Source organism: Catenibacterium sp. RTP21428st1_D7_RTP21428_210409 (assembly GCF_040227455.1).
GTDB classification, from domain to species: Bacteria; Bacillota_I; Bacilli_A; order Erysipelotrichales; family Coprobacillaceae; genus Catenibacterium; species Catenibacterium mitsuoka_A.
Window position 1 is genome coordinate 1 of the sequence record NZ_JBEHVX010000061.1, and the last position, 15,294, is coordinate 15,294.

The following is a 15,294-nucleotide window of genomic DNA, read 5'->3' on the forward strand; positions in this document are numbered from 1 at the left end:
AAACCAAGACAAATGCCTATAAAATCAATAAATTCTAGAAAATTTAACTATTTATTGACATTTAATAGTTTGTCTTTTCGCTTCTATCCTATCATTTCTACTTATGTTTTGCAACATAAAAAGTTTCATATGAAAGTTTATGATATTATTTTCATAATTTATAGTTGACTGATAACGCTTTTGTGCGTATGATGTGTTTGTAATGAAAGATATAAAACTTACGTATGAAACTTTAGGAGGAACAAAAATGGAAAATACTCAGCATTTTGGTCAGTTAACTGAAAGAATGAAAGCTTTCAGAGAAGAAGTATTAGATGAAAAGCCTTATGTAGATGGAGAACGTGCTGTTCTTGCGACTGAGGCTTATAAGGAAAACTTAAATCAGCCACGTGTAATGGTTCGTGCAAGAATGTTGAAGAAGATTCTTGAAAACATGTCTATCTATATTGAAGATAAAACACTTATTGTAGGTAACCAGTCTACAAAGAATTGTAATGCACCAGTATTCCCTGAATATACAATGAAGTTCATCATGGATGAATTAGATCTTTTTGAAAAGAGAGATGGTGATGTATTCTATATCACTGAAGAAACAAAACAGCAGTTAAGAGATATTTCCCCTTTCTGGGAAAATAATAACCTACGTGCAAGAGGTGAAGCTTTACTACCTGAAGAAGTAAGTGTGTTTATGGAAACAGGTGTCTTTGGTATGGAAGGTAAATTGAATGCCGGGGATGCACATCTTGCAGTTAATTATGAACGTATTCTTGCACAGGGCTTAAAGGGTTATGAAGCTTATACAAGAGAAATGAAAGAAAAGCTTGATTTGGCTCAGCCAGATAGTGTTGATAAGTATATGTTCTATAATTCAGTTTTAACTGTTATTGAAGCCGTACATACATTCACACTTCGTTATAGTTCTCTTGCAAAGGAAATGGCAGAAAAAGAAACAAATCCTGCAAGAAAAGAAGAATTATTAGAAATAAGCAGAATTTGTGCAAAGGTGCCTTATGAACCTGCTCATTCATTCCGTGAAGCAATACAGTCTGTATGGTTTATTCAGTTGATTCTTCAGATTGAATCAAATGGTCATTCATTAAGTTATGGTCGTTTTGATCAGTATATGTATCCTTACTATATTAAAGATATCAACGAAAAGAAAATCACTGAAGAAGAAGCATTAGAACTTCTTACTTGTTTATGGATCAAGACACTCACAGTCAATAAGGTACGTTCACAGGCTCATACATTAAGTTCAGCTGGTTCTCCAATGTATCAGAATGTGACTATTGGTGGTCAGACTACTGACAAGAAGGATGCAGTGAATGAATTAAGTTTTGCGGTATTAAAATCAGTGGCTCAAACAAGACTTACTCAGCCTAACTTAACTGTACGTTATCATGCAAACCTGAATAAACATTTCTTTGATGAATGTATTGAAGTAATGAAGCTTGGATTTGGTATGCCAGCATTAAATAATGATGAAATCATTATTCCTTCATTTATTAACTGGGGTGTTAAGGAAGAAGATGCTTATAATTATAGTGCTATCGGCTGTGTAGAAACAGCTGTTCCTGGTAAATGGGGATATCGTTGTACAGGTATGTCTTATATCAACTTCCCAAGAGTATTATTATGTACAATGAATAATGGTGTTGACTTAACTACAAACAAACGTTTCACTAAGGGCCATGGTTACTTTACTGAAATGGAAACTTATGAAGATTTACTTGCAGCATGGGATAAAACAGTAAGAGAAATGACACGTTATAGTGTTATTGTAGAAAACTTTATTGATAAGGCATCTGAAAGAGATGTGCCTGATATTCTATGTTCTGCATTAACTGATGACTGTATTGGCAGAGGTAAGACTATCAAAGAAGGTGGTGCAGTGTATGACTTCATTTCAGGTCTTCAGGTCGGTATTGCGAATATGGCAAACAGCTTAGCTGCTATCAAGAAGCTTGTTTATGATGAAAAGAAGATTACAAGAGAACAGTTATGGAATGCGATCTTAGATGATTTCCAGTCACCTGAAAACAAGAAGATTCAGGAAATGTTGAATGATGAAGCACCTAAGTATGGTAATGATGACGATTATGCAGATAACTTAATTGTAGAAGCATATGATTCTTATATTGATGAAATCAAGAAATATCCAAATACTCGTTATAATAGAGGTCCTATTGGTGGTATTCGTTATGCAGGTACTTCTTCAATTAGTGCCAATGTAGGTCAGGGTATGGGTACAATGGCTACTCCTGATGGAAGAAATGCACATGAACCACTCGCTGAAGGATGTTCTCCAGCACATAACACAGATAAGAATGGTCCTACTGCAGTATTCAAGAGTATATCTAAGCTTCGTACTGAAAAGATCACAGGAGGCGTACTTCTTAACCAGAAGATGACACCTCAGATGCTTTCTACAGAAGAAAATAAACAGAAACTAGAATTATTGATTCGTACATTCTTTAATCGTCTTCATGGTTACCATGTACAATACAACATCGTTTCTAAGGAAACTTTAATAGATGCACAAAAGCATCCAGAAAATCATAAGGACTTAATTGTACGTGTTGCAGGATATAGTGCATTCTTCAATGTATTATCTAAGGCAACTCAGGATGATATTATCGGTAGAACTGAACAGAGTTTATAGGAGGAAAAAAACAATGGAATTTATTATTGATACAGTAGATTTAGAAGAAATTAGAGATGCAGTGGATCACTTACCAATCGTAGGTGTCACTAGTAACCCAAGTATTGTAAAGAAGACAAGCCCAAAGGATTTCTTTGGACATATGAGAGAAATCAGAAAAATCATTGGTGATGAACGTTCTTTACATATTCAGGTTATTGCGACAGAAGCAGATGAAATCGTGAAAGAAGCACATAAGATCTTTGAAGAAGTAGATGACAAGGTATATGTAAAGGTCCCTACTACTTATGAAGGTGTTAAAGCAATGAAAATCTTAAAGGCTGAAGGGAAAAATGTGACTGCCACAGCTGTTTATGATTTGATGCAGGCTTATATGGCACTCGCAGCAGGTGCTGATTATATTGCACCATATACAAATAGAATTGGAAACTTAGGAAATGATCCTTTTGAATTAATGGCTCATTTATCTAATAGAATCGTAGAAGATGGTTATGACTGCAAGATTCTTGCTGCAAGCTTCAAGGGTGTACAGCAGGTAAGAGATGCATTTAATGCAGGTAGTCAGGCTATCACTGCACCAGTGAGTGTATTAAAGGCAATCTTTGAAAATCCAAGTATTTCTAAAGCTGTGACTGATTTCAATAATGATTGGTATTCAGTATACGGAGAAGACAAAGGTCTTTGTGATATGTAAACATTGAGGAGAAAATTCTCCTCAATGTTTTTTTCATGTTCTATAATAGAAATAGGAGCGTGATAATATGAGCAAGATGATTGGTGCACCAACAAGATATAGACAAGGTAAAGATGAATTAAAGTGTCTTGGTGATGATTTAAAGGACTATAAGAGAATAGTCGTTATTACAAGTGAAAATCTTAAAGAAATGTTTATTCCTCAGATAGAGGAAAGCTTACATGAACAGGAAATGACTGTTGTACTATTTCAAAATGAATGTAGCATGAGCGAAATTGAAAGAATACAACATATTGTAGAAGAAACGAATGGTGAAGTAATTGTCGGTGTCGGTGGAGGTAAGGTATTAGATACGACTAAAGCATGTGGTTATTATGCGAAAAAGCCTATTGTCGTTATACCTACTGCCGCAAGTACGGATGCCCCATGTTCTTCTTTATCAGTAATTTATCATGATGATCATACGTTTGATCATTATTTACATTTACCTAAGAGTCCAGATCAAGTAATTGTGGATACACAGGTCATTGCGAATGCCCCAGTAAGATTACTGAGAGCGGGTATTGGTGATGCATTTAGTACTTATTTTGAAGCAAAGGCTTGTTATGTGAGTCATAGTGAGAATTGTCTTCATAGTCAGGTGACAAGAAGTGCTTTCGCAATATCTAAGGCTTGTTTTGATATTGTCTATTCTTATGGATTGCAGGCTGTAGAAGATTGTAAGCAACATAAAGTCACAGAAGCACTAGAGAATGTGATAGAAGCTAATATTTATTTAAGTGGTATTGGTTTTGAGTCTGGTGGCGAAGCTGTAGGTCATGGCTTGCATAATGCGTTCACTCTTATTCCTGAAACAAATAGTAAGATGCATGGTGAAAAAGTCGCTTTTTGTACACTTGTACAATTGGTATTAGAAAATACACCTAAGCATACATTAAAGAGCTATTATGAGTTCTTAGAAGCTTTAGAGTTACCTACTACACTCTCTGATTTAGGGATGAAAGACGTAGATGAAGAAGCATTACTGCATGTATGCTTAGAAGCAGTTAAAGAAGGATCTACGACATTAAATATGCCTTTTGAAGTGACTTCAAAGAATTTATTAAAAGCTATTATCAAAGCTGATCAATACGGACAGAAATGGAAAACCTCTGGAAAATAATCCAGAGGCTTTTCTATTAGAAATACAATTTTGCGATAATCGCAATAAGAACGATAATGATAACTACAAGACTATATGCCACTGTCATCGCGCCATAGCCTTGCCAATCTTTTTGAAGTTCTTTTGTCTTTTCTTCTGAAATGACGCGTTTCTTTTTACTCATAATCATCATCCTTTCTTTCAAGTTTTATATCTATTTATATTATATACTACTTGTTAATTAATATATATATCGCGCTTTTTTTTAAAAAATTATTAATATAAAAAGCTATCAAATGATAGCTCTAAAATTCCATTACTTCTAAATCATCAGGAACAAATATATTTCCTGTATAATAGTGTGCACCTTCTGCCTTGTAGAGTTCTTTACGATTGTCTACATGATCATCTTCTGTATGATAGAGTACAAGATTCTTAATATGAAGTTTTTGCGCAAGTTCACAGGCATCTTTCACTGTTGAATGATGCTTTTCATAAGGATGTCTGAAGTCCCTTTCTTCGTATAAACAGAATGCTTCATGCAATAGTACATCCGCATTTTCTGCATAGACTTTCTCTTCTTCACAATAAGGTTCATCACCACAACATGTGAGTTTCTTACCATCATATTCCACCATGAAACCAAACTGTTTGGCTTTAGTTGAATGGATATCAAAGAAAGTGACTGGATGTCCCATAATTTCTTTAACTTCTTGATCCTTCACTTCTACTAAGTGAAGTCTTTTTCCAATTAATGCACTCTGTTTTGGTACAAGAAGTGTATCAGCCATATCCTTTAAAATATGAATAACTTCATCATGACCATAGATATAAGCATCACCTTCATATTTACCTGCATTCATAAACTGTGTAATCATACGCATCATCCAGACCATTCCTAATAGATGGTCAATATGCTTATGTGTTAAAAAGATATGCTTCATATCCTTCCAGTCATATCCTGCTTTTTTTAGCTGAGTTAGGATCTGGTTTCCTCCTCCTGCATCAACCATAAAGTATTGATGGTTGTCTTCTAAGACAAAACATGTGTTATAAATCTTAGTGACTAAGGCATTCCCCGTGCCTAGCATTGTTAGTTTCATATTCTTCCTCCCAATAATTTACTCTTATAACATATCAAATATGAAATAAGAGCAGATATTCCGCCTACCATAATACCACCTAGAATATCTGTTGGGTAGTGCACCATGAAATAATTACGACTTAGTCCCATTAATGCGACAAAGATAAAAACTAACCAGCTGTATTTCTTATTACATGTTAAGAATATACACATCATAACAGCCATAGTAGCTGTGGTATGTCCTGAAGGAAATGAGAATTCTTTATAATGTAAGCCTCCTACATACTTCCACCAGTTATAGTATTCGTCCACACCGGATAAATAAGGACGATGACGTCCTATCGCATTCTTTAAAAAGAGACTTGTAAAGATAGCGCCTATCGCAAGACTAATGAGGATACATATACCAAGTTTTCTTGTCTTTTTAAAATAAATGAGTACCAGGGATAAAGCGATAAAGAAGATGCCTTTATCACCAAAATAAGAGATAAAGCGAAAGAATGGTGTAAGTGCACCATTTGTACTTTCAGCAAGATGATGAAGGAAATGAAGGAGTGTATAGTCATATAATTGTCCTAATTCTCTCATTTTCTCATCAAGTCCTTATCATCAATTGCGCTAATTACACGACATGGATTGCCTCCCGCAATCACAAATGGTGGGATATCATCCTTTACAACTGATCCTGGTTCAATAATAGATTCTCTATTGATCTTTACACCTGGATAAATCACTGTATTGGATCCAATGCATACTCCTTCATAAATACGTACTGGCAGTGTACCTTCTAATCCTTTTGCACGATCCTGGCTACTCGTTGGTGTAACTGATGTGAGTATTGTGACATTATATCCAATAGTCACATTATCACTAATAGACACTATTCCACTATCATCAATAAAGAGATTATCTTTAGAATAGAAGTTCTTCCCTAAAGAGATATTATAGCCATATGTACAATGAAAAGGCTGTTCAATAAAGGCTTCATTCCATTCATTTAATAGTTTATCTAGTATAAGATTGATATCATCTCTTTTAAGCGGTGAAAGATTGTTTAACTCATGACAGAGACTCTTACAATAAAGACAATCATTGTAGAGTTCTTTTGAAAATGGCTGATAGAGTTCGCCTGAAATCATATCGCTTTTTGTATCATTCATTCTTTATGCCCCCTATAGTAATATTGAATCTGTTTGTATAATGCGCCACAATCATATGTCGCAAAGACCTGCGGATCAATCACACCTACATCTTTATGTGTCAATGTTTCTATCTCTTCTTTCTTATAACCCATTTGTGGTGCTAATAATACAACATCATAATAGAGACACTTCTTTTCCACAGTATGAACTGCTGCCCCTTCTATGATCAATGGGAGATTGTTTTTTAAAATATAGTTCTGCATCTTTTCCTTAAAAAATCCTGATGTCATTCCCCCACTACAGCATAAAACCACCTTCATTGGTTCCACTTTTTCTTCTATGAGTTTATTAATCATACATTGATAAAGTTCTAAGGCAATAGGAAATGTCGTTAATGGGAAGTGAAGATAGAAGATCTGTTTATCATCACTGATGATTTTTTCTTCTATCATACCTATATCATGAAAGTGAATAGAAGCAGTACGATTTTGATAGGCAATATGATATTCATTTTCATTAAATTGTATTTGAAAACGAGAATCATCTTTTAACTGGAAATAGAGATAACGTTTATAAACTTCTAGATTTTCTTTTTGATAGAACGTATCAATCATGTTTGTATTCCTCTAGAAGTGTTTTAAATGTATCAATATCTTCTTTGATGATATCAATAGAACTCTGCCAGAATGACTCATTTGTGAGATCTAGATCAAGTGTTTTCGCAATATCTTCTAAATCCATCTTACCTGTGACCGAAAGGAATGTTTCATAATCCTCTGGAAAGTGTTCAGTTTTTTTTGATAACGTGCATAAAGTCCTTTCGCAAGTAATGAACCAAAGGCGTATGGGTAGTTATAGAATGAATAGTCTGAATCATAATAATGAGGTTTCCATGTCCACATATATGGATGGAGATAATTATGATCTAATCCATCACCATACGCTTCTATCTGTGCTTGAAGCATGATTTTCTTTGTTTCTTCCGCACTCACTGGTCCTTGTTTTCTTGCTTCAAAGAAGCGGCTTTCAAATAAGAAACGGGAATAAATATCACAGATCACCTGTACCGCATTACTTAATGTATTCTCTAATATCACAATCTTTTGAGTAGGTGTTGCTGATTTTAATGCACCTTTTCCCACTATTGTTTCACAGAAGTTAGAGGCTGTTTCTCCAATAGGCATTGGATAATGGGTATTCAATATTGTTTGATTGCCTAAACATCTTCCATGGAAACCATGACCAAATTCATGGGCTACAGTAATCACATCAGAAAAATGATTTCCATAGTTGAATAAGAAACGACTTTGTTTTAAACTTCTAATATTTTCACAGAATGCACCACCAACTTTATTTTCTCTTGGATAGACATCAGCCCAATGATTCTTAATTGCATGAGTCGCAAAATCACCTAAATGTTTTGAGAATGTGTAGAACTGATCCACGACAAATTGAGAACCTTTCTCAAATGGATAGTCTTCATCATCTTCAACAACAGGGGCATATAGTTCAAACCAAGGTAAGCCGTTCTGATAGCCTAGATAGTCTGCCTTGATTTTTAGATATTCTCTTATATCAGGTAAATTCTTCTTCATTACAGAAAGTAATGTATTAAGAGTCTCCATCTTTAATCGTGATTTGATACATGATTCTACTAATGGTGTTTCATATCCTCTCAGTTTACTTGTATAGAGTACTTCTCCCTTGATTCCACTTAAACATGTCGCAATCGTTTCTTCATATGGTTTATAGGCTTCTAGTTCTGCGAAATAAGCTTTCATTCTTGTCTGCTTATCTGGACTATGAGCCATGTTCAGTACTTTAGTCAAAGGATAATCATATCCATCTATATTCACTTTAATAGAAGATACAACTGCATCCTTATGCTTCATCCAGGCATAAGAACCTGTATTTTTCATATGAGCTATGATCGATTCCTGTTTTTCATCTAAGCGATGTTTTTGATTACGTTGAATCTCTTTTAAAATATATTCATGTTCCTTAATAAAAGAATCCTGACAACTATCTAAATCAAACTCCGCAATATAGGCATTATTCTTAATATCTTCTCCTATCATTGAGGCAGTTATATTATTTAATTGATCAAGATAACGTGATGCTTCGACGTTATCTGTATGAGCTGATAAAGAAAGCTGTATAAAAAAATGAAGCATTTCTACTCTCTTTTCAATTTCTATTTTTGTCTCTATTATTTTATGTAATGCCGCTTCTGTTTTCTCGCTTCTATAAGCACAATAGTTCTTATTTAAATCCTTAAGCGTGTTTAAATCTTCTTGAAAATTTTTGTCTTGAAATGACGTATATAGGGCATCAAGATTCCATTCGTTCATTATTAATCATCTCCTAATTGTATTATACCTTATCTCTCTCATTTGTGTTAAACTTATCTTGGGTGATAAAAAAATGATAAAAGAATTACAGAAAAGATTAAAAGAACAAAATATCAAGTTCTATTATGTGCCTACTGATGATGATCATCAAAGTGAAATTGTAGGCGAACATGACCAGTTTAGAAAGTATCTAAGCGGCTTTACTGGTTCTGCTGGAGTCCTAGTTGTAGGACAGGAAGAAGCATGGTTATGGACTGATGGACGTTATTTCATTCAGGCAGAAAAAGAACTCTATCCTGGTATTAAGCTCATGAAGATGGGTAATGCAGATGTTCCTAGTGTGAAGGATTTCCTCATTGATCATCTTGATGATGGTGATGTTCTTGGTTTCAATGGTAAAGTAACAACTGCTTCATTTATCATTGATTTAGATGAAGGTAGAGAAACTGATTTTGAATTAAAAGACATCGATATGACTGATGTATGGACAAATCGTCCAGAACGTTCTCATGAACCTGCTTATATCTATGATGTGAAGTATCATGGACAAAGCACAGCACAGAAGCTTGAATGGATTCGTGGTTATATGGAAGAGAATGAATGTAATGCGCATATCATTACATCATTAGATGATATTGCATGGACCTTCAATATTAGAGGTAAGGATATTCCTCATTCTCCAATGGCTATGGCATTTAGTATTATTACTTTAGATAATGCTTATTTATATCTTCAGGATGGTACTTATGATGAAGCGATGATTGAAGCTTATAAGAATGATGGTGTTGAAATCCGTTCTTATGATGATATCTATCTAGATACAAAGAGATTAAGTGGTCAGGTACTTGTAGACTTAAGTGCTATTAACTATGCCATCTATTCATTTATAGACTGTGAAATCATGGATGGATCTAACCCATCTCAATACTTCAAGAGTATTAAGTCAGATGTAGAAATTGAAAATACAAAGCATGCCCATTTAAAAGATGGTGTAGCAATGACTAAGTTCATGTATTGGTTAAAGACTTCTATGCCTGATGATGCGACTGAATGTTCTATTACTGATAAGCTATTAAGCTTTAGAGAAGCACAGGAATTATTTACTGATGTTTCATTTAATACAATTACTGCTTATAAAGAAAATGCGGCATTAATGCATTATCATCCATCTCACGAACATGATGTTCATGTTAAAAAAGAAGGTATGCTTCTTATTGATTCAGGTGGACAGTATTTAGATGGTACAACTGATATTACACGTACATTCATTTTAGGTGAAATCAGTGGAACTGAAAGAAAATACTTCACATATGTATTAAAGGCTATGTTGAAGATGCAGGAAGCTGTTTTCTTATATGGTGCAAATGGTATCTGGATTGATGGTCTTGTGAGACATGAGTTATGGAAGCAGCATATTGATTTCCAGTGTGGTACAGGTCATGGTGTCGGTCATTTCTTAAATGTCCATGAAGGACCAAATGATATTAGACCACGTTTACGTGATCCACGTAAACCTTCTGCAATTCAGGAAGCAGGTATGATTACAACGGATGAACCTGGTGTTTATATTGAAGGTCAGTTTGGTATCCGTTTAGAAAATGAATTATTATGTGTTGAAGATATCAAGAATGAGTATGGTCAGTGGATGAAGTTTGAACCTCTTACTTTATGTCCTATTGACTTAGATGGTCTTGATGTTTCTTTACTAACAACTGATGAAAGAGAAGCATTGAATAAGTATCATGAATTCGTAAGAGAATCATTAAAGCCATACTTAACTGATGAAGAAAATGAATGGTTAAAGACTTACACAAGAGGTATTTAATATGGAGTACTATAATCTACCAAAAACTGATTTAAAAGTATCTGAAATAGCCTTGGGCTGCATGCGTATTGCAGATAAGAGTGTTGAGGAAGTAGAAGAACTTGTGAAGACTGCATTAGATTGTGGTATTAACTTTTTTGATCATGCTGACATTTATGGTGGAGGAAAGTCAGAAGAGTTATTTGGCCAAGTTCTTGAAAAACATCCTGAATATCGTGAAAAGATGATTATTCAGACAAAGTGTGCCATTGTACCTGGGAAACGTTATGACTTTTCTAAAGAGTATATTATAAATGCGGTCAATGGGTCATTAAAAAGACTCCATACTGATCATGTAGAAATTCTTTTATTACATAGACCTGATGCATTATGTGACCCTCAAGAAGTGGCAGAAGCATTTGATGAACTGTATGTTAGTGGTAAGGTCAAATACTTTGGAGTATCTAATCATACACCAGGACAGATTGCCTTATTACAGAAGTATACAAAGCATCCTATTATTATTAATCAGTTACAGCTTTCTATTGTGCATTCTGTGATGATTGATAGTGGCATGAACATGAATATGAAGGAAGACTTTGCGATTGATAAAGATGGCGGTGTGCTTGATTATTGTCGATTAAATGATATCACAATCCAGGCTTGGAGCATTGTGCAGGCGTCTTGGGCTGAAGGGACTTTTTTAAATCATCCTGATTATAAGAAATTAAATAACATCCTTGATGATCTAGCAGAGAAATATAATGTTACTCCTGCCGCAATTGCGACTGCATGGATTTTAAGACATCCTGCCCATATTCAAGCAATTACTGGTACGACTTCTCCTAAACATTTAATTGAAACAGCAGAAGCTGCGAATATTGAATTAACACGTCAGGAATGGTATGATCTTTATCTAGCAAGCGGTAAACCTTTACCATAAGGGGGTTAATCTATGAAAGTACTTATGATTAATGGAAGCTCTCGTAATAATGGCTGTACACGTGCAGCGTTAGATATTATGACTGAAACATTTAAAGAAGAAGGTATTGAAACAGAAATCATCTTTATCGGTAATCAGCCTATTGCGGATTGTATGAACTGTAAGAAATGTGTAACTGAACATCAATGTGTATTTGATGATGTAGTCAATGAAATCACTACAAAAGCAAAAGACTGTGATGGCTTTATCTTTGCCTCACCTGTCTATTATGCTCATCCGAGTGCAAGATTACTTGCAGTATTAGACAGAGCCTTCTATTCAAATAAGAGTGTCTTTGTCTATAAACCAGGCGCTTGTATCTTTAGTGCAAGACGTGCTGGACAAGTGGCAAGCATGGATGTTGTCAACAAACATTTCAGCATCTCTCATATGCCTATTGTATCTGCCAATTATTGGAATGAAGTCTTTGGAAGTGAACCTGAAGATGTTTATAAAGATGCAGAAGGTGTTGCGACTATGCAGAATATCGCCAAAAATATGAGCTGGCTTCTTAAGTCTATTGAAGCAGGTAAAAAAGCTGGTCTTGAAAGACCAGAGCTCTCTACTGGACATACGAACTTTCATCATTAAGAGAAGAATTTTTCTTCTCTTTTTTATATATTTGTAAGCGCTTGTTATATTGACGATTGTTTATATGAGGACTAGAATACAGTTGTATGTGGGGAAAGAAGGCATTTCAATGAGTAACTCTATCATGATGCGATTAACCAAATGTTTATCTATAATTATGTTAGTGATTGGCTGTGTACAGCCACCCTCTGTACAGGCTTATTCACCTGTTCTTACAGAAACAGTTCAAAATACAAATAATACAAATAAAAATGCTTCAGTAACAGTTCAAAGAAAAGAACAACCTAAGCAGAACACTTTAGAACTATTTGTGATTACTATCTTAGTCACAATTCTTATTCTATTTTTTGTTGGAATAGTTCATAAAGATTTAAAAATATAAAAAAAGAGATGTTGAACATCTCTTAGTCAGCAGGGAATATAACCCCTGCTTTTTTTCTTGCTTCAGTGAGTACTTCCATAACATCTAATGTATCCTGTAAAAGTGCAGCCATCTTTTCTTTATCATTTGTTTCAATGATTTTCTTTAATTCCACAAATTCATAATACATACGGTTATGTGGTCCGTTTTCGTTATAAGTCACTTCTTTCTGCTTATTAAAAGCCATCTGGAATTCAGTAATCTGACTTGATGGACTTCTCATGACAATATAACCTTCATCTCCCTGAATAGTAGAAGATAGCGGTGCCTGACAATCCTTTGCGGCAACACAAACTGCTTTCATATAACCATAATCCATTACAAGTACACCTGATGTATCAATACCCCTTTCAATATTAGGATAATAATCTACATTTTCAGGTTTACCAAAAAGTTCCATAACAAGATTGATGTTATAAACACCTAAATCCATTAAAGAACCACCTGAATGATTTGGATCAAAAGCAGGCGCAATATCTCCCTTCTTAAAACGATCATATCTTGATGAATATTGTGAGAAGTTAAAGTTAATCACACGAATATTACCTAGTTCCTTTACCTTTTCTTTTAATAGATATGTGTTAGGGAAGAATCGATTAGGAATAGCCTCTAAAAGGAACAAATCCTCTTTCTCAGCGATTTCCTTGAGCTCTAAAGCCTCTTTGAGGTTAGTCGTGAATGGTTTTTCACATATAACGTTTTTACCTGCGAGAAGCGCTTTTTTAGACATAATGAAATGTAGATCATTTGGTACAGCTACATAAATAGTATCAATATCTTTATTTTCCAACATTTCTTCATAACTTAAATAATAACGTTCAATAGGATACTGAACACAAAGGTTCTTTAAGTTCTCTTCATTACGTGCTGAGATACCTAATAGTTCAATACCGTTTAATTCATTAAACATCTTTAAAAAGTCTTTAACGATCATTCCTGATCCTACAATACCTAATTTCATGATAGTTCCTCCTATTTTAATCCTTTAATAGCATCTTCTAATATCTTCATCTGTAATAATGTCTGTTCCTTAGTAACAAGCTGTGGCTTATGATTGATGATTGTTTCATACAATGCATCATAGTAGTAACCATAATCACCTTTTACTGTTTCTACCTTTTCTTCATGATAATGCCCTTCTTCATCATAGATAAGAGTGCCATAATCAGCTGGAGTATCTAAGCCAAAGTCATCATGTTCATAAGGCATATAGAAATGTTTCAAATCCGCTTCCTGACGGTCTTTTTTGGTTTTAGTAAACATTCCCTTCTTACCATATAAAACAAAGCTAGGACGCTCTTTTATACGGAAATATGATGATTTTACTGAGACCTTTAGAGTTCCATAATAAAGATCTAAATCAAAGTAATCATTCATACGTCCTGCACCTAATAATTGGCGTACATCATAATGTGCATGATCTGGTTTACCAAAATAAGAGATGACCTGATCTAAGGTATGACAAGCATGACCATAGAGATAAGAATCAATTACTGAGAATTCATGAATGCTTTCTGGTACTTCTGGACGATAGTAATCAAAATGCATTTCTAATTCTAATAGATCCCCAAGCTTTCCAGATTCAATGACCTTCTGAACAGTTAAGAAGTCACTATCAAATCTTCTATTTTGATAACATTGAAGCATGAGTCCTTTAGACTCAGCTAAATCAAATAATTCTTTTGACTGTGCATAACTAGATGCAAATGGCTTTTCTACTACGCAATGTTTTCCTGCTTCTAATACCTTTTTCGCATATTCATAATGAAGACTCGATTTTAAAGTGACTACTACAACCTGAATATCCTTGTCGTTGAGTAATTCATCTAGGTTATCTGTGTAATGAATACCTTCTATTTTCTTCCATGTATCAAAGTGAATAGAACGATTATAAATTGTCTTTACTTTAATTTTATCTTTTCTTGTAAGTATAAATGGCATATGGTAACGATTGGTGCTTTTACCATTTCCAATAAATCCAATTGTAAGTGTCATATATGTTCCTCTCTTCTTTACTACTATTGTTTATTATTTAAAGATTAATTACAAGTATTCACATTAGAATCGTAAAAAAAGTACGCAATAGGTGTGAATAACTTTTTTAAGAGAGAACTAATAGTTCACAAAAAAAGAACCCGAAGGTCAATGTCATTAAGTTAATAATGCTAGAATTTAAGTCAGATGATATATCAGCAGATATATTATTCTGACTTTTATTTTATTGCAGCCAAAAAAGTATTTGAATACCCACAAACCACAGGTTAGTGAAAATTAAATTTCATAAGCACCGATTAAACGGCGTTCATGAAGCTGAACCGGACACATGAATTTCCCATCTGTTCTATAATTAGATTAGAAATTAGATGGAGGTATAATCATATGTCAAACAAAGTATTAAAGCCTAAGAAAGCTTCTCTTTATC

At 34.2% G+C, this 15,294-nt stretch carries 16 protein-coding genes; 7 read left to right on the plus strand and 9 right to left on the minus strand.

Annotated features, from left to right (window positions below; genetic code table 11):
* Positions 1 to 247 precede the first annotated feature (247 nt).
* The 3 genes from ABUA27_RS08990 to ABUA27_RS09000 all read left to right on the plus strand — a co-directional run bounded on the left by ABUA27_RS08990 (position 248) and on the right by ABUA27_RS09000 (position 4,518).
* Positions 248 to 2,662, plus strand: a complete 2,415-nt coding sequence (locus tag ABUA27_RS08990) for a glycyl radical protein (protein WP_129981054.1) — start codon at positions 248 to 250, stop codon at positions 2,660 to 2,662.
* 13 nt (positions 2,663 to 2,675) lie between these two features.
* Complete coding sequence (locus tag ABUA27_RS08995; protein WP_006504381.1) at positions 2,676 to 3,356, plus strand: fructose-6-phosphate aldolase; 681 nt, start codon at positions 2,676 to 2,678, stop codon at positions 3,354 to 3,356.
* 67 nt (positions 3,357 to 3,423) lie between these two features.
* Positions 3,424 to 4,518, plus strand: a complete 1,095-nt coding sequence (locus tag ABUA27_RS09000) for a glycerol dehydrogenase (protein WP_281081857.1) — start codon at positions 3,424 to 3,426, stop codon at positions 4,516 to 4,518.
* Positions 4,519 to 4,534: 16 nt separating this feature from the next.
* Here ABUA27_RS09000 and ABUA27_RS09005 read toward each other — a convergent pair whose 3' ends face one another.
* The 7 genes from ABUA27_RS09005 to ABUA27_RS09035 form a co-directional block, all read right to left on the minus strand.
* A complete protein-coding gene (locus ABUA27_RS09005; RefSeq protein ID WP_022424163.1) occupies positions 4,535 to 4,681 on the minus strand; it encodes a hypothetical protein in 147 nt (48 codons plus the stop codon).
* Between the two features lie 121 nt (positions 4,682 to 4,802).
* Positions 4,803 to 5,600 (minus strand): MBL fold metallo-hydrolase, encoded by a 798-nt coding sequence (locus ABUA27_RS09010; RefSeq protein WP_287846415.1) that lies wholly within the window; start codon positions 5,598 to 5,600, stop codon positions 4,803 to 4,805.
* Positions 5,597 to 6,169, minus strand: a complete 573-nt coding sequence (locus ABUA27_RS09015) for a phosphatase PAP2 family protein (protein WP_129981057.1) — start codon at positions 6,167 to 6,169, stop codon at positions 5,597 to 5,599. The genes ABUA27_RS09010 and ABUA27_RS09015 overlap by 4 nt, the downstream gene beginning before the upstream one ends.
* Positions 6,166 to 6,741: a maltose acetyltransferase domain-containing protein gene (locus ABUA27_RS09020; protein WP_349820584.1), complete on the minus strand. Its 576-nt coding sequence runs from the start codon at positions 6,739 to 6,741 to the stop codon at positions 6,166 to 6,168. The genes ABUA27_RS09015 and ABUA27_RS09020 overlap by 4 nt, the downstream gene beginning before the upstream one ends.
* Positions 6,738 to 7,337, minus strand: a complete 600-nt coding sequence (locus tag ABUA27_RS09025) for a PTS sugar transporter subunit IIB (RefSeq protein WP_129981059.1) — start codon at positions 7,335 to 7,337, stop codon at positions 6,738 to 6,740. Before ABUA27_RS09025 ends, ABUA27_RS09020 begins: the two co-directional genes overlap by 4 nt.
* Positions 7,330 to 7,464, minus strand: a complete 135-nt coding sequence (locus ABUA27_RS09030; RefSeq protein WP_349820585.1) for a hypothetical protein — start codon at positions 7,462 to 7,464, stop codon at positions 7,330 to 7,332. Before ABUA27_RS09030 ends, ABUA27_RS09025 begins: the two co-directional genes overlap by 8 nt.
* A complete protein-coding gene (locus ABUA27_RS09035; protein ID WP_349820586.1) occupies positions 7,455 to 9,074 on the minus strand; it encodes a M3 family oligoendopeptidase in 1,620 nt (539 codons plus the stop codon). The genes ABUA27_RS09030 and ABUA27_RS09035 overlap by 10 nt, the downstream gene beginning before the upstream one ends.
* Positions 9,075 to 9,147: 73 nt before the next feature.
* Between ABUA27_RS09035 and ABUA27_RS09040 the strand changes: the two genes are divergently transcribed.
* The 4 genes from ABUA27_RS09040 (at position 9,148) to ABUA27_RS09055 (ending at position 12,833) form a co-directional block, all read left to right on the plus strand.
* Positions 9,148 to 10,899 (plus strand): M24 family metallopeptidase, encoded by a 1,752-nt coding sequence (locus tag ABUA27_RS09040; protein ID WP_349820587.1) that lies wholly within the window; start codon positions 9,148 to 9,150, stop codon positions 10,897 to 10,899.
* A 1-nt stretch (position 10,900) separates the two neighbouring features.
* Positions 10,901 to 11,821: an aldo/keto reductase gene (locus ABUA27_RS09045; RefSeq protein WP_330040691.1), complete on the plus strand. Its 921-nt coding sequence runs from the start codon at positions 10,901 to 10,903 to the stop codon at positions 11,819 to 11,821.
* Positions 11,822 to 11,833: 12 nt separating this feature from the next.
* On the plus strand, positions 11,834 to 12,451 hold the full coding sequence (locus tag ABUA27_RS09050) for a flavodoxin family protein (RefSeq protein WP_287846418.1): 618 nt from the start codon (positions 11,834 to 11,836) through the stop codon (positions 12,449 to 12,451).
* Between the two features lie 109 nt (positions 12,452 to 12,560).
* Positions 12,561 to 12,833: a hypothetical protein gene (locus ABUA27_RS09055; protein ID WP_317374808.1), complete on the plus strand. Its 273-nt coding sequence runs from the start codon at positions 12,561 to 12,563 to the stop codon at positions 12,831 to 12,833.
* A 22-nt stretch (positions 12,834 to 12,855) separates the two neighbouring features.
* Here ABUA27_RS09055 and ABUA27_RS09060 read toward each other — a convergent pair whose 3' ends face one another.
* Positions 12,856 to 13,833: a Gfo/Idh/MocA family protein gene (locus ABUA27_RS09060; protein ID WP_287969039.1), complete on the minus strand. Its 978-nt coding sequence runs from the start codon at positions 13,831 to 13,833 to the stop codon at positions 12,856 to 12,858.
* A gap of 11 nt (positions 13,834 to 13,844) precedes the next feature.
* Complete coding sequence (locus ABUA27_RS09065; protein WP_349820588.1) at positions 13,845 to 14,867, minus strand: Gfo/Idh/MocA family oxidoreductase; 1,023 nt, start codon at positions 14,865 to 14,867, stop codon at positions 13,845 to 13,847.
* Between the last annotated feature and the right edge of the window lie 427 nt (positions 14,868 to 15,294).